The sequence below is a fragment of the Paenibacillus sp. CF384 genome (assembly GCF_900106745.1).
Taxonomy (GTDB): Bacteria; Bacillota; Bacilli; order Paenibacillales; family Paenibacillaceae; genus Paenibacillus_Z.
Window position 1 is genome coordinate 1 of sequence record NZ_FNNV01000006.1, and the last position, 17,586, is coordinate 17,586.

At 46.9% G+C, this 17,586-nt stretch carries 16 protein-coding genes; 3 read left to right on the plus strand and 13 right to left on the minus strand.

From position 1 onward, the window contains the following. Positions 1-124 precede the first annotated feature (124 nt). The 12 genes from BLW29_RS11860 to BLW29_RS11915 all read right to left on the minus strand — a co-directional run bounded on the left by BLW29_RS11860 (position 125) and on the right by BLW29_RS11915 (position 15,160). Positions 125-1,558: a beta-propeller fold lactonase family protein gene (locus BLW29_RS11860; protein WP_090979684.1), complete on the minus strand. Its 1,434-nt coding sequence runs from the start codon at positions 1,556-1,558 to the stop codon at positions 125-127. A 178-nt stretch (positions 1,559-1,736) separates the two neighbouring features. Continuing rightward, positions 1,737-3,989, minus strand: a complete 2,253-nt coding sequence (locus BLW29_RS11865; protein WP_090979685.1) for a DUF4832 domain-containing protein — start codon at positions 3,987-3,989, stop codon at positions 1,737-1,739. A 219-nt stretch (positions 3,990-4,208) separates the two neighbouring features. After that, a complete protein-coding gene (locus tag BLW29_RS11870; protein ID WP_090979687.1) occupies positions 4,209-6,284 on the minus strand; it encodes a DUF4832 domain-containing protein in 2,076 nt (691 codons plus the stop codon). Positions 6,285-6,581: 297 nt separating this feature from the next. Next, complete coding sequence (locus BLW29_RS11875) at positions 6,582-6,854, minus strand: hypothetical protein (protein ID WP_090979690.1); 273 nt, start codon at positions 6,852-6,854, stop codon at positions 6,582-6,584. Between the two features lie 219 nt (positions 6,855-7,073). Then, the gene (locus BLW29_RS11880) at positions 7,074-7,337 is read right to left on the minus strand and encodes a hypothetical protein (protein WP_090979692.1); all 264 of its coding nucleotides are present in this window, start codon (positions 7,335-7,337) and stop codon (positions 7,074-7,076) included. 129 nt (positions 7,338-7,466) lie between these two features. Continuing rightward, entirely contained in the window at positions 7,467-8,909 is a 1,443-nt protein-coding gene (locus tag BLW29_RS11885) for an ABC transporter substrate-binding protein (RefSeq protein WP_177186598.1), read from the minus strand. Between the two features lie 31 nt (positions 8,910-8,940). Continuing rightward, a complete protein-coding gene (locus BLW29_RS11890) occupies positions 8,941-10,056 on the minus strand; it encodes an efflux RND transporter periplasmic adaptor subunit (protein WP_090979696.1) in 1,116 nt (371 codons plus the stop codon). Positions 10,057-10,070: 14 nt separating this feature from the next. Continuing rightward, entirely contained in the window at positions 10,071-10,949 is an 879-nt protein-coding gene (locus tag BLW29_RS11895) for a carbohydrate ABC transporter permease (RefSeq protein WP_090979698.1), read from the minus strand. A gap of 12 nt (positions 10,950-10,961) precedes the next feature. After that, on the minus strand, positions 10,962-11,831 hold the full coding sequence (locus BLW29_RS11900; protein WP_256208547.1) for a carbohydrate ABC transporter permease: 870 nt from the start codon (positions 11,829-11,831) through the stop codon (positions 10,962-10,964). A gap of 22 nt (positions 11,832-11,853) precedes the next feature. Then, a complete protein-coding gene (locus BLW29_RS11905) occupies positions 11,854-12,537 on the minus strand; it encodes an N-acetylmuramoyl-L-alanine amidase family protein (protein WP_256208548.1) in 684 nt (227 codons plus the stop codon). Between the two features lie 140 nt (positions 12,538-12,677). Further along, positions 12,678-14,480 carry a sensor histidine kinase gene (locus BLW29_RS11910; protein WP_090979700.1) on the minus strand — a complete coding sequence of 601 codons (1,803 nt, stop codon included), beginning with the start codon at positions 14,478-14,480 and terminating at the stop codon, positions 12,678-12,680. Beyond that, the gene (locus BLW29_RS11915; RefSeq protein WP_090979702.1) at positions 14,477-15,160 is read right to left on the minus strand and encodes a response regulator transcription factor; all 684 of its coding nucleotides are present in this window, start codon (positions 15,158-15,160) and stop codon (positions 14,477-14,479) included. The genes BLW29_RS11910 and BLW29_RS11915 overlap by 4 nt, the downstream gene beginning before the upstream one ends. A 224-nt stretch (positions 15,161-15,384) precedes the next feature. Here BLW29_RS11915 and BLW29_RS11920 point away from each other — a divergent pair, with 224 nt between their 5' ends. From BLW29_RS11920 to BLW29_RS11930, 3 genes are all read left to right on the plus strand, one after another. Further along, positions 15,385-15,561, plus strand: a complete 177-nt coding sequence (locus tag BLW29_RS11920; RefSeq protein WP_090979704.1) for a YjfB family protein — start codon at positions 15,385-15,387, stop codon at positions 15,559-15,561. A gap of 169 nt (positions 15,562-15,730) precedes the next feature. After that, entirely contained in the window at positions 15,731-16,081 is a 351-nt protein-coding gene (locus tag BLW29_RS11925; RefSeq protein WP_090979706.1) for a hypothetical protein, read from the plus strand. Between the two features lie 125 nt (positions 16,082-16,206). Then, entirely contained in the window at positions 16,207-16,533 is a 327-nt protein-coding gene (locus tag BLW29_RS11930; protein ID WP_090979708.1) for a hypothetical protein, read from the plus strand. Between the two features lie 52 nt (positions 16,534-16,585). On the opposite strand, the gene BLW29_RS11935 is transcribed toward BLW29_RS11930, so the two are convergent. After that, complete coding sequence (locus BLW29_RS11935; RefSeq protein WP_177186599.1) at positions 16,586-17,467, minus strand: AraC family transcriptional regulator; 882 nt, start codon at positions 17,465-17,467, stop codon at positions 16,586-16,588. Positions 17,468-17,586: the final 119 nt, after the last annotated feature.

Here is a 17,586-nt window from a genome sequence, read left to right on the forward strand (position 1 = left end):
AAGGAGGCTTAACGCCCTTCGACCTCCACAAACCAACCCTAAAACCAAAGAGAAACCCAACGTTTGAAAAAAAACGTTGGGTTTCTCGACATTCTAAGAAGGACTATGTCCTTCTCCCCATGTTTTAAGGAGCGTACGATAATCCACGAATTACGGTCAGACCCGCTTGAAGCTCTCTTTGTTCCGGTATGACATTCCCTTCACTATCAAGTCCGTTTAGCGAAAGAACAACATCGGCAAGATATAGCGTGGATGCTTTAATTTGAATTTCGTATGCGCCTGCATCCAAAACGGTCACCTTCTTCATATCTGCTGTATTAGGAGGCAATAAATACAGATAATGCGCGATTGTGATTTTCGGTCCCGGCGTGCTGGGAATGGCAAATCCAATAATTTCGATAATGGCGGCTTGTAAATAACTTTCATTCAACACGTTAACAGAAACGGACTTAGCTAAACATACGTCATCCTCCGTATTCATGATGATGCCGGTCGTGTGAACCCTTTGTTGTACCGGAGAAATCTGCGGAGGGATAGTAATGAAGGTTGCACTTGCATCCAAGCCGATTTGAGTGATGAGGGTGTTCGTCTGTGTATTGACGACTGCGATGAACGTACCGGCAACCGTTGCAAGTACTTTGGAGCCATCTGAAGTAACGGCTAGTCCTGTCGGTACACCGCCAATAAATACATTAATGGGAGAAGATGTTGTGGTGTCTATTGCTAGCAGACGTCCGAGAGAAGGACTTGAAACAAAGTCCCGACTGCCATCCGGTGTAAGAGCTTGAACAGCAGCTAAAGTGCCGGAGATTGGAATCGTAATTACGATCGTGTTGGATGCGATATCAATGACGGATACATTGTGACTGTCTTGATTCACGACATACACTTGAGTACCCAGAGGATTCACGTTAACCTTTACAGGCCTAGTTCCCACTGTAACCGTTGCAATTGCGGCACGCGTTATCGTGCTTAGGGAAGCAACTTTGTTATCGGGCGTTAGGATCGTTCCCGGTGAAGCTACATAGACTAAACTCCCATCCGGAGTCAGCGCGAGATCACCGGCTTGTAATGGCGGCGGAAGAGGTATGTTGTCTATTACCGTATTCGTGATCGTGCTGAAAACGGAAACTTCCGGTCCTGTGCCAATGTAAAGGTAGTTCGTATCCGGAGACAGCGCCATGACGGATAAACCTGAAGCTACTATTACCGTTGAAAGTAACGTCAATGCAGCCGTATCGATGATCGAAATTGTACCGCTGACGTTCGCAATATACGCGAGCCCGTTAGTAGGGTGAACGATAATCTGTTTGGGCTGGTTTGCTTGGTTATTCGTTATCCCGAGATAAATAACTCCGACTATAATCTCGCTCATTAAATCAAGCACAGCAACGGTACTGTTCGTTTGGTTTGCCAGATATGCCGTCTTGGCATCCGGAGTAAGTGCGATCCAATTGGTGTTAAATCCAATAACAATCGTAGAAACAACAACATTGGTATCTGTATCCACGATAGCTACTTTGCTATTCGATTGTGCTACATACGCGTAATTCGGCATTACCTTCCCTCCTATACAATAAAAAGCGGACACACTGTATTCTATGATGATCATGAAGCTGTGATTGGACAACTAGCTGGGGAATAGGCCTGATATCCATTTATTTGGAAATTTCGATGGTACAAAAAAGAAGAGAACCCCATCATCCAGGTCCTCTTCTATGTAAGGGATTTGAATATTAACCTCTGCTGCGGATTTGGATCCGATCGAAGTCCGGTGCCCAAGTGCTGGCGTTTGAAAACTTTATCGTATTGTCTCCTGCTTTCAGTTGAACCGTTGATTGTAAAGTGCCGAGTGTAGACCAACTGCCTGTGGAAGGGAAGCTTAAGTTAAGTATTGTTCCGTTTACATGGATTCGAGCCGCCCTCGCTGTCGTATCCCCATTCACGTAGGACAAGATCAGCGTATAGGTCCCGGCAGTGGCCACATTAATACGGTTGAACTGAAGCGTACCGCTGTTGTTGCCAACGTAACCGACTTTGGATCCGCCTGCGCATGAACTGCAAGACACTACGATAGCACCGCCTGCAAGCGTATTGGCAGCAGACTCCGCTTCAATCGCAATTGAGGTACTGACTGCATTCGTCGCTACGCTAATAACGTTGCTGTTACTCGAAACATTACCTGCCGCGTCTTTCGCTCTTACCATGTAACTATAGTTCGTCGCTGCTTTAAGTCCGGTATCGGAGAAGGAAGTACTTGTTGTTGTGCCGGCATAACTGCCGTTCCGATAGATTTCGTAACCGGTCACGCCGACATTATCCGTCGAAGCCGTCCAGCTGATATTGTTACTGCTTGCCGTTTTACCTGTCGATGTTAACTTCGCAGGAGCTGTCGGCGCTTGTGTGTCTGTGCTTCCGACTGATCCGTTATAGGCACTGCTTTGCAAGCTATAGCCAAGCGTTTTATCCGATTTCAAACTTGCGAACGATCCCAGCGTTTGATTGGCGGCTTCCATGCCGATGCCTACCTTACCGATCGGCGTTCTGCCTCCGGTGTAGTAGTTGGTATTGGCGAATCGTGCGCCCGGCTGCCAGCCAGCAGGATCCAAAATGGACAATGTCAGTGTATAGGTTCCATTCGCCAATGTGGTCGGAATCTTGAATGCACCGTTCACAGTGTTGACAGTTGGAGCTTGGTTGTAAGCACGAGTCACGCTATTCCAGTCTGAACCGGGCAGCCAAGTTCGAATATCACCTTGGAATACGCCTTTCCATGCAACAGTCCCATCACTCTTAAGCAGATTAGCCTCCACCGGCCAGTTGTAATAGAATGGCGAGGAACCTTTGTTAGTAACCTGGAACGAAACGTTCATCGTTCCTCCCGGCGCCACATTGCTCGTAAACGTTGCTTGATTCAACACGAAGCGATAGCCAAGTACCTTCTGCATCGCGGTTGCCCCGACTTCTACGGCTGGATTGGTTGCGGTATAATCCGAAATCCACCCTAAGCTCGAGGTATGCGTCTTCATGATCCAGTCAATGACATTGTTCGTGTTGGAAACACTGCTCAACGTTCCATTGGGACTGCCGCCGAGATTAGACTGGTTCCCCCAGTTATAAGCGACTTCACCGCTGTTAATCTGCGTCCGCCAATTATTACGCGAAATCTCCCCATTCCCAGTGACAGCATCATCCGGCAACGCAAAAGAATCCCAATAAATCCCGAAGTTATACGCCGTGAACGTATCCGTATAGCGGACAAGCATTTTTTTGTTACGGAAAGCTGCTGTATAAGCATCACCAAGCGCTTTTTGGAAACTTGGCGGAATAATGTGGGTTCCGTCAGGAAACTTATTAGGATAAATATGGTGCTCGCCCCAATTGCCATACAAGCCGAGCTCTACAAAAGCAACTCGAGGATCATTGTCCCACGCTTGCCCTAGCTTCCCAATAAACGCCACCAGTCGGGCTTTCAAGGAATCTGACAGCCACTGAGTGGCGGGATCGCCATGTACGACCCCAGTTGGCCAAAACTCCCCGGCACCGGGATAAACAATGATAACTCGCGGCACCACCTTAATATTCTTCTTTTCGATGCCCGCCCAAGCCTTAGTGCTCCAATCTTTGATCTTCTGAACAGAGTCCGCATTCACTTCCAGATCGGTGTACTTAATGTAGTGTTTATAAATATCTGCATATTCTCGATTCGGGAAAGACAAATCGTTTATGTTGCGTGATGGTCTAAAGCCCATGATCGGATTATTGAATGCTTCCGACGTTTCCGTCAATTTAAAGGTATTTAGCCCAAACAGCTTCACTTTCGGTTCTGATAGCTTGGTTGGAATCATTCGACTTTTAGTTGTTTCTTTAGGTGTTACTTCTTGTGAGTGAATATTTATCTGATCCGAATCGCCGTTATCCATCTTACAGCCGGACAAAGCCAATGAAGCCGATAGCAGCACCGTAGTTATAGCTAAAGTCTTACGCATATCGAAATCGTCCTCTCAATAAATCGGATCCTGTACGTTCAACCACCCAGTCAATTCCTTCGATTGTTATCATGCTCGCCGCGGCTCTGCTTAATCGGAATTCATGGTTGGGAATTCATACCGGATTTCAATGCTGTTCTTGGAACGGAGAGGGCTGATCTATAATTGAAATTTACTGAAAAAAGGGATCCTCCGCATGACCGGGGATCCCTTTCATTGTTACACCCTTTGATTAATTTGGATCCGGTCGAAGTCCGGCGCCCATCCGCTGGCATTTGCAAACTTAATCGTATTGTTTCCTGCTTTCAATTGAACCGAAGCTTGGTAAGTGCCTACTGTAGACCAACTGCCCGTAGATGGGAAGCTTAAGTTCGCAATTGCACTATTTACGGTGATTCGAGCCGCTCTTGCTGTCGCATCACCGTTGATATATGAAATGATTAACGTATAAGTCCCCGCGGTTGCTACGTTAATTCCATTGAACTGAAGCGTACCGCGATTATTGCCGACATAACCGACCTTTGAGCCGCCTGAGCAGGAGCTGCACGATACTACGATTGCACCGCCGGCAAGTGTATTAGCCGAAGACTCCGCTTCAATCGAAATTGAAGTACTGGCTGTATTCGTCGTTACGCTAATAACGTTGCTGTTCCCCGAAACATTACCTGCGGCATCTTTCGCTCTTACCATATAACTATAGCTCGTCGATGCTGTAAGTCCGGTATCGGTATAGGAAGCGCTTGTTGTGCTGCCGACAAAACTGTTATTCCGATAGACATCGTATCCAGCTACGCCTACGTTATCTGTTGAAGCCGACCAACTAAGGCTGACGCTGCTTGTTGTTTTTCCTGTCGAAGTTAGCTTCGCAGGAGCTGTCGGCGCTTGTGTGTCTGTGCTTCCGACTGATCCGGTGTACGCGCCGCTTTGCAGACTATAACCAAGTGTCGCATCTGATTTCAAGCCTGCGAACGATCCCAGCGTTTGATTGGAGGGTTCCATGCCGATGCCTACTTTGCCGATCGGCGTTCTGCCTCCCGTGTAGTAGTTGGTATTGGCGAATCGTGCGCCTGGCTGCCAGCCAGCCGGATCCAGAATGGACAATGTGAGTGTATAGGTTCCATTCGCCAATGTGGTCGGAATCTTGAATGCACCGTTCACGGTGTTGGCAGCCGGAGCTTGATTGTACGCACGAGTCGCGCTATTCCAGTCTGAACCGGGCAGCCATGTTCGAATATCCCCTTGGAATACGCCTTTCCATGCAACAGTCCCGTCACTCTTCAGCAGATTCGCCTCTACCGGCCAATCATAATAGAATGGAGAGGAACCTCTGTTGGTAACCTGGAACGATACGCTCATCGTCCCTCCAGGCGATACATTGCTCGTAAACGTTGCTTGATTCAACACGAAGCGATAGCCAAGCACCTTCTGCATCGCGGTTGCTCCGACTTCTACGGCGGGATTGCTCGCGGTATAATCCGAAATCCACCCTAAGCTCGAAGTATGCGTCTTCATAATCCAGTCAATGACATAGTTCGTATTGGAAACACTGCTCAGCGTTCCATTAGGACTGCCGCCTAAATTAGTCTGGTTCCCCCAGTTATAGGCCACTTCTCCGCTGTTAATCTGCGTCTGCCAATTATTCCGCGCAATCTCCCCATTCCCGGTGACAGCATCATCCGGCAACGCAAAAGAATCCCAATAAATCCCGAAATTATAAGCCTTGAACGTATCCGTATAGCGGACAAGCATTTTTTTGTTATGAAATGCTGCAACAGCTGCATCGCCTAAAGCCTTTTGGAAACTTAGCGGAATAATGTGGGTTCCGTCAGGAAACTTATTGGGATAAATATGGTGCTCCGCCCATTTGCCATACAAGCCAAGCTCGACAAAAGCAACACGTGGATCATTATCCCAAGCTTGCCCAATCTTCGCGATAAACGCCACGAGCCTTGATTTCAAGACATCGGTCAGCCACTGATTGACTGGATCACCATGCGTGATCCCATTCGGCCAATATTCCCCGACATTAGGGAAAACAATGATGACTCGTGGAACTACCTTAATATTCTTCTTTTCAATACCAACCCAAGACTTGTTGCTCCAATCCTTGATCTTCTGAACGGTGTCCGTTGCATTCATTTCCAGATCGGTGTATTTGATGTAGTGTTTATAAATATCCGCATATTCCCGATTCGGGAAAGAAGTATCGTTTATGTTACGAGATGGTCTAAAACCCATGATCGGATTATTGAATGCTTCCGGCGTTTCAGTCAATTTAACCGTAATGGTTCCCATTGCCTCATTCGCCTCCTTAATATAACCTGCTTTCCCTCCGCTCCAGATTAACGCGAGCAACGCTGCGATGCAGAGGAATGCTCGTAAAGTTCATTTCTTCATCTTTTCCCTCCTTAGAAAAGAATCAGCGTCTCTATCAGTATACGGGGACGAGCATTAGTGGTGACGAGAAGAACGTCCAATTATTAGAAAAGCAAATGTTAATTTCCAATTATTATAAATAAACATAAGAAAACCGCCTTTGTAAAAGGCGGTTTAGTATTTGACTATGTAGAGATGATGGTGAACCTTTGTTGATTAGTAACTGGATTCAACCTGTACCGGATGCAGCCAGTTATCTACTACAATTGCTCGTGATTCGGCTTGATTGGAGAGCGCTTCTGCCCATTGGTTGATTTTCACTTTCATGACATCGATTGAATACGGAAACGGATACTCGCGCAAATTAACGGCTACCCAATTTGCATTGTTCAAATTCGACCATTCCAAGCTAATCGTGTTGGTCAATTCGGAAAAACCTTGGATAAGTTTTACGAAATCATGAAGTTGCTGCTGATTGTCTTGGGTCATCTGAATGCGCTCCATTCATATAATATGAGATTCTAGATTTATATTACCATTTATTAGGTGATTAAATTGTCACTCTATGGTGTCTTTTTGTTGGAATAATTGACGAGCCGTATGAATTTCTATTATTTTCAGGACCCGGAACGATAAAAAGTGCCATGAACGCAAAAAAAGCCGTCGGAATCATGTCCGAACGACCTGGAAAGTACTAGAGATATTCGTTCACTGCTCCGCTTTGACAACGCGCACCAGTCTATGTTCGTCATTTTGAAGGAAGATAGCAAAGATTTTGTCGCCTTCATTTAATCGTGTTTCCTGCCGGAAATTAGTCTCACTGAACAAACAGTGATCTCCTGTGTCATTGATTGCATCGTAGCAATGCTCATGGGGGCATTCCATCATGGTATACACGGAAACTTCAGTGGGCGTATTGTTCATCATTCCGATGAGCAAAGCTAAGGCCTTAATCATGGAAAGCGTAGTCATTTACATAGGCGCTCCTCTCATTAGCTTATTCACTAAATTACGCTCACCTATGTCGTTATATGCTGGTCAGAATTACCTCTATTTCCGAAAAGAAACAGACGCGCCACAAACAAATGCGGCGCGTCCCTATCACTCATTCAAATACGTCATTACCCGATTCTGGATCAACTCGGCTACTGCATCCGCAGGTTTCTGCCCCGCGAAGAACGCTTTGACTTCCTCTGCAATGATTCTCTGTACGGTCGTCTCATAGCCTATATTTCTTAAGCTGGCTTCGGACAGCATGTCACGGAGAACCTGTAGATTCTCCTCCGTTACTTTGATCTTAACATCTCCGCCTTTACCGGCTACAGCCTTATCAATTCCATTTGCTTGGACAGCTTCGATGGCCTTCTCATTCACCGCTTTATTCATCGAGAATCCTGAAGCTCCCTGCTGTTTCGGGTAGGATTGCATCTCTTCGGACAGCAGAAACTTCATAAACTCCCATGCGTCTCTTTTCACCTCTGAATTGGCGTTCATGGCAATTTGATTCGTTACAAGAAACGAAATGCCCGACTTTTGATCCGCAGCATGCGGCTTCTGATAAACTTTCCCATCTTTATAATACATGGCCAGTCGAAGAAGATAATCGCTTGGAGATGTCATTAATGAATAGGATAAATAACTTTTGGTGAATTCCGCCGCATCACTTCTTAACTCTTTCTCCTCATACATCTCCTTTACTCCCGTCAGTAAATCCGTAAAAAAAGGAGTGTCAAACGATGCCTTGCCGTTAGCACCATCGATTAATCGGGTATAGTTGTCAGACACGAGATTATTGATCATCGCCTCAGGCGGCAAAAAATTCATGGAATAGGTATGTCCGGTCCCGTCTGTCACCTGCTTGCTGATTTCGGCGAACTGGCTCCATGTCCAGTTTTTATCATCTATTGTAATGCCGGCATTCTTGATCCCCACCGCATCTCCGTACAATGCTTCCAAATAGAATTCTACAGGCATAATATACAAGCCGCCGTTCATTTGAGAACCATCCATAATGTTCATATGGTATTGCTGCTGATCGAAGCTGGGATCTCGTTTCATCCAATCGCCTACGTTTTCGAACGCGCCTTTAGTGACGTACTTATCAATAGGCAGCTCCACGGTCGTAAATGCGAATAAGTCCGCCCCTTTGCCGGACAACACTTCCGTCGTCGTCGTTTTGATATATCTCTCCACTTCAGATGCGCTCATCATGCTGCCTTTGGTTTCAAATTCTTTAAATTGAATCGTTGTATTCGGATGCAGCGCTTCATACTTCTCTTTCGCCAGCTTGTAGATGTCGGTAGTTCCAAGAATAGAAACGACAATCGTTTTCGGTTTATCGTCAAGCGGTTCCAGCCCCTGCGGGGATGCGTCAGCTATTACTTTCTCAGCAGGTTTTGAATCATTACTTGTATTCTTTTGCGATTCAGTTGCCTCGGATTGTGATGAATTTCCGTTAGGACTATTCTCGTTCCTACTGCCCTCGCATGCTGTTAAACTAAACATGACGATGCAGCTCATGATTACAATAAGTACTCTTGTCATCTTTATTCCCGCTTTCCTCATTTGATAAGAATTAATGGACCATTACCCGAACACGCTCTCCATCTGAAACAGTAGGTGCGCTGCTCTCCAGAATGATCGGTGAATCCGGAAAAATCCCTTGCAGCACCACAGTATCGGTTTCATTCGAATCACCGACTTTGATTATCGCTTTGCGGACATGACTTGTATCGCCAAGTGGACCTTTCTTCTCCTCAACGACATAAACATAAGCATCTTCACCCTCAAGGTGAATGGCGCTGCTCGGAATAACGATGCCGCCATTAGCAGGCGAAGATGCAAATCTGAGGTCAATTCGTCCTTGTTCACCTCCACGGAGCGAATCATGTTTTACGGCAACTACCATATTCATTTGATTTTCTTTGTTGTGGATTTCCGTAACGAACCCTTCCAGCTGCTTCGCATCTTCCGTGTGACCGACTTGGACATCCAGCTTCTGTCCAATGCTCAACCTCTCGCTAATCTCAGCAGGTACCGCCAGCTCCATCCGATATCCTTGACTGGAGGACGCGATACGAACATCAGCACCTGCGCTGGCGGATAGCATATCTTCCACGGCACTCACGTCCATCACAATTCCGTCGAAAGGTGCTTTCAGCTCGCGGTTCCTGACCAGATCCGCCTTCATGCTGTCCAGATTACGCTGCTGCATGGCCAGCGTCAGACGTGCGCTATCGAGTTCCCGCTTCGCGCTGCGCAGCTGAATCGCATCATCGCTGTTTGCGGCTTCAACATATCGGTCCTGTAAGCCTTGTATGGATAATTGCTGCTGCTCCAATTGGGTTTTGGCATCCAGATAACGATTATTAGCTTCAAGGCTCTCGTAAATGACGAGCGACTGCCCCTTCTTCACGCTTTCTCCTGCTTTCACCTTAACGGTTTTTACGTTCCAGCCTGCTTTGTTCGATAACGAAGCTTCAGTAATCGGCTCCAATACACCGCTTCCGGTAAAGGTCTGAACAAGCTCTTCTTGCCGTCCGATGGTTGTCCACACCTTCGTTAAATTCATCGTTTGCAGCGTATTGCTGAATAGGGTAAGCACGATTAATCCACTGGCAAACAAGATGGCGAGCAGCCGAATTTTCTTCTTCCTGCCCGTAAGTTCTTGCTCGATTTCTTGCCTTTCCACTTCCAACAAACCTCCTACCCTTTAATGCCGGACATTTGAACGCCTTCGATAAAATATGATTCCGCATATAGAAACAACAGCACCATCGGCAACATGTAGAAGACGGATGCGGCGAAACCTATGCCCCTTGCTTCCTGCTGAACGACGGAGAGATACACCGACAATGGCTGTCTGAAGGTATCATCGAGAAAGATGAGCGGCTGCTCCACCATATTCCAGTAATCGACGAACAAGAGCACGATCAGCGCCGCGAATCCCGGTTTAATAAGTGGAACTATGATTTGAAGGAAGATGCGAAAATGCTCCGCTCCGTCCATATAGGCCGCCTCCACGTAAGCATTCGGGATCGACAACATGAATTGCCGAAGCATGAACACGCCAAACGTGCCAAAAATACCGGGTAGAATGATAGCACTTGCACTGTTCAGAAGACCTAATTGATCAGCAATAATATAGTTGGGTACGAGCGTCACTTGAAACGGCATTAACATCGCCACCAGATAAACGAAGAACATCCGGTCCCGACCTTGAAAGCGGAGCTTAGCAAAAGCATAGGCAGCCAGTGAGCCAACGATAACCTGCCCCGCGATAATGAGCGCAACCATGTAAACCGAATTCCAAAACAGATTTAAATACGTCGGGGTATCGATCAGCACTTTGCTGTACTGTTCGAACGAAACCCAGTTAGGTATAAGCTTCAGATTCACAAACGCATCCTTGCCTCCGGCTGCCGCAGCTGTCATCTTCCCGATCAAATCATAGTTCGATTGGATTTCGTGCTCCGTCATAAGCGAATTGGTGAAGGATACGATGATTGGCAGCAGCATAACGAATGCGATCAACGCTAGTGGAATCGAGATCGCCACTTTAGTAGTGGCAGCTTTCAGTTTCATTGATTCTCCCCATCACTCCAAGTAATTAGTGAAACGCCGTTCTAATGCAAACATCCCTGAAACAAAAACGAGCAGGCAAACCACCATGATCGCAGCGGCAGACGTAAGCTTCTGAATATCGAGCGACAAGAACATATTGTTCATATAATGCTGCAGCATATAAATGCTGTCGTGCGGATAATCTCCCGCGATCAAATACGTCTCCCTGAATATCCGAAACGAGCTGATCAACCCCATCAAGACAACGAAAAACATCGTCGGCGTCAAATAGACGAGTGTAATTCGCGTGAATTTATGAACGATGCCCGCTCCTTCGAGCTCCGCCGTCTCGTAATAATCCTTCGGAATACTCTGCAAACCGGCTAAGAATAGGATGATGTTGTACCCAATGTTTTTCCAAGCATAGACGACGGAAAGCACGGCTCGTGCCCATTGAGACTTCATCCAATCGATTCTTGGCACGCCAAGACCATGCAGCCAGCTATTCACAGCCCCGTTCCAATCGAACAGCACTTGCCAGATTAGGACAACGGAAGCGACAGGAACGACAAGCGGCAATACATAGGCGGTTCTAAGCCCATTGCGGAAATGGATGTTCTGATTCAACAACAAGGCCAGTAACAACGAAATAGCAATTGTGATCGGAACACTGATAGAAGTAAACAGAAACGTGTTCTTCGATGCTTGAAGGAAGGAATCACTCGCAAGCAGCTCCTTATAATTGGTGAAGCCTACGAACGATCCATCGGTCGATCGATTCATAAAGGAGTAACAAATCCCCATCACGAACGGAATCAAGTAAAAGACTGAGAATCCGATCGCACTCGGGGCAAGAAATAAGATTGCAACGACACTGTGCCGCCGCATAATGATACGAAACATGACATCCCCTCTCTCCTTCTCCTTAACGAAGACTCTCAATCACGCCGCTGGTGATCGCAGACGATATTTGGTCTTGAAATGTCTCGGTTTGCATTGCCGCTTCTTCATTCAGATTCGAGATGTAGCCGAGCTCGAGTAAAACAGCCGGTTTCGTGTTCTCGCGAATCACATAATAATTGCCGAACTGAACACCTCTATCCTTCGTATGCATGTCCTGCTTGAATAATTGATCATGCATGATCTCGGCAATCTCCTGATCCTGCGGTTTGTTAAAGTACGTTGTCATCCCGTACACATCTCTTGTTTGATAGGCATCGAAATGAATACTAATGAACAAGTCCGCGTTCTCGGCTTGCGCCACTTCCGTTCGTGCTTTCAACGAAATCGTCGTATCGTCTTGCCTCGTCATGACAACAGCTGCTCCCTGCTCGGTTAGTTTCTTTCTTACATTTAGCGCGGTTAGCAGCGTTACATCCTTCTCATAAGTTCCTTGAGCGCCTGTGGAACCGACATCCTTGCCACCGTGCCCGGGATCGAGAACAATCGTTTTTCCTTTCAAGGGTAAATTGGCATCACTATCCATCACTAATGGCTCTGCTTCGATTGGTTTCGGCTTCGTTGCACCTTCCGTTTGAAGTTGAAAGAGACTGGTCGATACGATGATCAAGACAACGGCTATGGCAATTAATTTAGGTGTTGTTTTCATATATCCATCATAATTGGCGCCAATCAAGACCACATGGAGCCGAAATAAAGATGAAATAAAGATTACTAGCGCAACTAAAAAAAGCTTGTCTAGGAGGCGACGAGCACCTTCGTGACAAGCTTTACAGACATCACACTTCATTAAAGTTTCTTCTTCAAGCTAAAGTAGAATGCGACACCATCCTGTGTGTTGTCCGCGCCATATTCAGCACCGTGCAGCTCCAGAATATTTTTGGAAATGGCAAGTCCGAGTCCCGTCCCGCCACCCTCTCGCTGCCTTGCCGTATCTCCCCGATAGAAGCGATCCCACACTTTATCAAGCTGCTCCTCCGGAATATGGACGCCTTTGTTTTCGACGCGGACGGCAATCCCGGTCGCTTCCTCTGCCACGGAGACGATGATTTCTTGCTTCTCCGGCGTGTAGCGTATCGCGTTCGTCATGAAATTCGTTATCACCTGCTCGATGCGATGTTGATTGGCTACAACCAAAGCGGGAACAAGCTGAAGGCTTAACCGCAGTCGTTTATCCGAAATTTCGCGCGCCAACTGCTCGCAAATCAATTCGATCGACCTTTCGATATAAAACTCGTCCATCTGCATCTTATACGTTCCGGATTCGTATTTTGCCAGCTCCAGCATATCGACGATGAGATGATCCATCTTGTCGACTTCTTGCTCCATCGCTTCGAAGTAATGGTCCTTCTTATGCGCCGCTACGCCATCCTTGAGTATTGAAATGCAGCTTTTCATGACGCTGAGCGGAGTCTTGAGCTCGTGGGAGACGCCTGCGATAAAATCTTTCCTCGTTCGCTCCAGCTGCTTTTCTTTCTCGATATCTTCCCGCAGCTTACCGATGTAAGAATGCAGCGTTGCAGATAATTGGTTGATGTTGCGCGACAGATCCCCGATCTCGTCCTTGGAACGAACAGGAATGCTTTCGGAGAAGTCGAGATTTGCGATTTTCTTCGTCGTCTGATTGATGCGCAGCAGCGGTCTTGCGATCTTCATGGAAAAGTAAAGCGATGCAATCAAGATGAGCACCAATACAAACACGACGATATACACATAATAGTCCTTCATCATCTGTACGGCTTCATCTACCGGCTGCAGCGATGCCATGGCGAAGATATAGTTTGTCGTCCCATTGTCATAATGCACCGGCTGGATGAACAGCTTGTACTTTACGTTATTTTGCTCATAATCCTGAATGACCAGTGAATCGGCAAGTTGAAGCTTCTCAAATAACAGCTGTTCTTGAAACGCATTGATCTGTTCCAGGAACAGCGGATTGGAATAGATCACGTCCGATAATCCTCCGCCTTGCGGAAGCCGGATGTCCGTGACGACTCCGAACAGACTCACATATGACGAAGTTCCCGAGGCACTTGGTTTCCTTATCCCTATTTTATCGCCGACTCCAAAAGCCTTACGCTTAAAAGTCTCATTGGCATATATGATTTCCCCGGATGGATGATGCAGCGTAATCGGGATAAGCAAGGATCGACTCCTTATCCCTTGAATAATCAGCTCGACTCCGGCTGTAAGCAATGATTGACCTGAAGCGGCTTCTTCCACGCTCATGAGCTGATAGAGAGGAACTTTAAAGCGCTGCTTCTCCTCCTCTTTGTTCATAGCTTTAAGCAATCGCATTTCCATATAGAAGTCGTTTATATGCTTTAAGTTACCATCGTGATCGAGGCTTGTGATGGTTACATTGTTATTCCTGTAGAAGTCCTGCTCCAGCGATTGGACAGCAAGCGCATTTCCTCCTGCTTCCAAATAAGCATTCTTAAATTCGCCGATCTTCGCTTGCAAGTCGCTCACTTTACGATTCGCGTAGTACTCTTGGAAGAAAACCGTTTGCCCGATATAAATCGTCGCCAGTATGAGCATACACAGCGTAGTCGTAAGCACGAACAATTTCAGTACAATGCCGCTTCTCATAGCTGCCCCTCGAACTTATAGCCTGTCCGAACAATCGTAACGATCAAATGAGCCTTATCGCCTAGCTTCGTGCGCAAATTGCGAATATGCGTATTCACCGTGCGGTCATCCCCGGCATACTCATACCCCCATATTTTCGAAATCAGCTGTTCCCTTGTAATGACGATCCCCTGATTGTTCATCAGGTAGGTGAGAATCTCGAATTCGGTATGTGTGAGCGTAATTAAAGTTCCTTCGATCGTTACAGTCCGCGATGGAAAATGAACCTTGATCCCATTCCTCGTTAACGCGTCCTCCGACTGTGCCTGTTTTCCGATTCGGCTGCGACTCTCGATGAGTCGCTTTGCCCTTGCGAGCAGCACCGGGGGACTGTATGGCTTCGTGACATAGTCGTCGGCACCCAGTTCGAAGCCAAGCAGTGTGTCGTCTTCATCAGCACGGGCGGTCAACATGATGATAGGGACATCCGAGGATTTGCGAATTCTGCGGCATACCGACCATCCATCCAATTCCGGAAGCATAATGTCCAGCACGATCAGATCCACTTCATGTTCTTGAAACAACGCCATCGCAGCTTTCCCATCAGCCGCTTCAAGTACTCTGTATCCATCGCTTACGAAATAATCTTTGCTGATCTCGCGCAATATTTCCTCATCTTCAACAATCAATATGGTTTTCATGCTGCCGCTCCCGTTTCACGGTTTTCTAAAATCAGTTTAACAAACGGACGAGCGTAAACATAATTTCTGCTGCGTCCCCTCAATGTCCCATTGTACGAATTCAATATCAAGAATACATTCAGTTGAGATAAAGATAAGATAAAGATCGCCAACATGATTAAAGATTGAATAGGTAGATCCCGATAATAAAATGTAAGTTGATCAACTAAGTCAGGAGGAGAGACATGGACATTGCAGCGTTATCAACATCCTTAGCCCAAATCAATGTATCCCAAGCGGTTGGAATCAGCGTTCTAAATTTGGCTAATGATCAAGCTAAGAGCCAGTCACAGCAACTGGTTCAAATGATGGAACGAAGTGTACAGCCACATTTAGGCGGAAATCTAGACATAAGCGGATAGTTGATGATAAGAAAACCGAAAGCCTTGAGAATCAAGGCTTTTTTGGTTTGTACACGGCCGCGGTCCATATAAGAAAGAATAGCCTCTTCTCTACTAAATACGCACAACAATAACATTTAATAGATTCGTTACATATACTACTATGATCCAATGAAAGGAGTTGATTCTTATGGCAGGTTCAACTAACAACAGCAATAGCAATTCACAAGGCAAAAACAACGGTTGGGAAAACAATAGCAACGGCTGGTGGGAATGGCGAGATAGCAATGGCTCCAATGGCAGTAATGGCTCACGCGGCAGCAACGGCTCACGGGGCTCTCGTGGTTCCGATGGTTCGCACGGTTCGCGCGGCAGCAATGGTTCGCGGGGCAGCAACGGTTCGCGCGGCAGCAACGGTTCACGTGGCAGCAACGGCTCGCGGGGCAGCAACGGCTCACGCGGCAGTAACGGTTCGCGGGGCAGCAATGGCTCACGCGGCAGTAATAGCACGCCGAATACAGTCCCTCCACGTAATGAATGATTGAAATCTGATTTCCTTCAGAGCGGCCCATTTCTATGGGTCTTTTCGTTTCCTAAGACGAAGTTTCTATTGAAAGTTAACGCTTTCAAAAGTATAATAATGGAATCAAAAGGAGGTTTTTACAAGTGAATGATGACCAGCAGGACAAGCCCTTATACTACGATGGAAGTGGTCATCTACCGCTTCCCTCCAAATCTGAGCAAAGCAAGGAACTTTCCGATTCAGAACGTTCAGACCTAACTCAGCCTTTACAGATGCGCACAGTTACGTTTGACTTTGAATTTGATCACAGCATGTGGTTCGGCAGCCATGTCATCGTTGAGAGGGATGGCGTAATTGTCGGTTCGGGACTTGTAGAAGAGTACAATGAACACGATGTCCGAATTGAACGTGATTGGCATCCGCGTCGTCTGTCTTCGTTTAAGATTTCTCCATCGACTTCTAAACGTTAATAGATCGTCAAACTTAAACGACCACATCTAGTGGTCGTTTTTATTATTCGCGTTACTCCGCTCCATGTCGATGTCGATAATCGGAAGGCGTGCACTGGTATACAGAACGAAACATTTTGCAAAAATAACTAAAGTTGTCGAAGCCCGACTCCAGTGCCGCTTCACCGACTGAAGTGTTGCTGTCTGCAAGCAGTGCTGCCGCAATCCGAATGCGCTGCAAATTAATATACTCGATCGGAGTTTTGCGCATGAAGGACTTGAATACCCGCGTAAAATGTCCCTCGCTCATGCCCGCCTCGGCAGCCAGTTCCTTGATGGTCAGCTTACGTGCATAGTGGCCGTCGATGTAAGACAATACGGTCTTGAGCCTTTCCTGCGTATGCATGTCGAGCGATGAACGCGGCTCTCTGCGCACGAATGCGGCTTGCGACACGTATTCCGCGAACAGCTGGTACAGCCCTGCTTTCAGCCGCAATGGTTTCGCCGGCTCTTCCGAATGTTCAAGCGCAAGCAGAGGGGTCAACTGCCGGAGCAATGACAAGGCTAGCTCTGACTCCAAGGCAGCATGCGGTTCAGGCACTAATCGTCCTCGCTTAATCGGTTCAAGAAATTGACCGGTCAAGCTGTCCCCTTGGCTCATCAACCAATCCAAATCAAAGACAAGCGCCGAATAAGAGCATGCCCCGCCACTCGGCGAATATCCGCCATGCAGCTCACCGCCGGGGATGAACAATACCTCTCCGGCCCGAACCGTGTACGTCGACAGCCCGATTTGGAACACCGCTTCCCCGCTCTCCACCACCAGAAATTCCGCTTCCTCATGCCAATGGTTATCGAGAATCGGCTCGCCGGCCCCCTGCTCCATTCGATAGATGCCGACCGGAAGTCCGGGACTGCCATGCCGCCTGTTTTCATGCAAATGATGGATATCCATTATCACTACTCCGATTATCAGAATCGTATTAATAAATAGCATAATAATACAAGATAAACTATTTTTAAATCAGTATACTGTTATTATAATCGCACAATTAAACCGAATTTGAAAGGATG

Coding starts and splice junctions, on each gene's coding strand:
- BLW29_RS11860 (WP_090979684.1), bottom strand. CDS start 1,558: ATGCCGAATTACGCGTATGTAGCACAATCGAATAGCAAAGTAGCTATC.
- BLW29_RS11865 (WP_090979685.1), bottom strand. CDS start 3,989: ATGCGTAAGACTTTAGCTATAACTACGGTGCTGCTATCGGCTTCATTG.
- BLW29_RS11870 (WP_090979687.1), bottom strand. CDS start 6,284: ATGGGAACCATTACGGTTAAATTGACTGAAACGCCGGAAGCATTCAAT.
- BLW29_RS11875 (WP_090979690.1), bottom strand. CDS start 6,854: ATGACCCAAGACAATCAGCAGCAACTTCATGATTTCGTAAAACTTATC.
- BLW29_RS11880 (WP_090979692.1), bottom strand. CDS start 7,337: ATGACTACGCTTTCCATGATTAAGGCCTTAGCTTTGCTCATCGGAATG.
- BLW29_RS11885 (WP_177186598.1), bottom strand. CDS start 8,909: ATGACAAGAGTACTTATTGTAATCATGAGCTGCATCGTCATGTTTAGT.
- BLW29_RS11895 (WP_090979698.1), bottom strand. CDS start 10,949: ATGAAACTGAAAGCTGCCACTACTAAAGTGGCGATCTCGATTCCACTA.
- BLW29_RS11900 (WP_256208547.1), bottom strand. CDS start 11,831: ATGTTTCGTATCATTATGCGGCGGCACAGTGTCGTTGCAATCTTATTT.
- BLW29_RS11905 (WP_256208548.1), bottom strand. CDS start 12,537: ATGAAAACAACACCTAAATTAATTGCCATAGCCGTTGTCTTGATCATC.
- BLW29_RS11910 (WP_090979700.1), bottom strand. CDS start 14,480: ATGAGAAGCGGCATTGTACTGAAATTGTTCGTGCTTACGACTACGCTG.
- BLW29_RS11915 (WP_090979702.1), bottom strand. CDS start 15,160: ATGAAAACCATATTGATTGTTGAAGATGAGGAAATATTGCGCGAGATC.
- BLW29_RS11920 (WP_090979704.1), top strand. CDS start 15,385: ATGGACATTGCAGCGTTATCAACATCCTTAGCCCAAATCAATGTATCC.
- BLW29_RS11925 (WP_090979706.1), top strand. CDS start 15,731: ATGGCAGGTTCAACTAACAACAGCAATAGCAATTCACAAGGCAAAAAC.
- BLW29_RS11935 (WP_177186599.1), bottom strand. CDS start 17,467: ATGGATATCCATCATTTGCATGAAAACAGGCGGCATGGCAGTCCCGGA.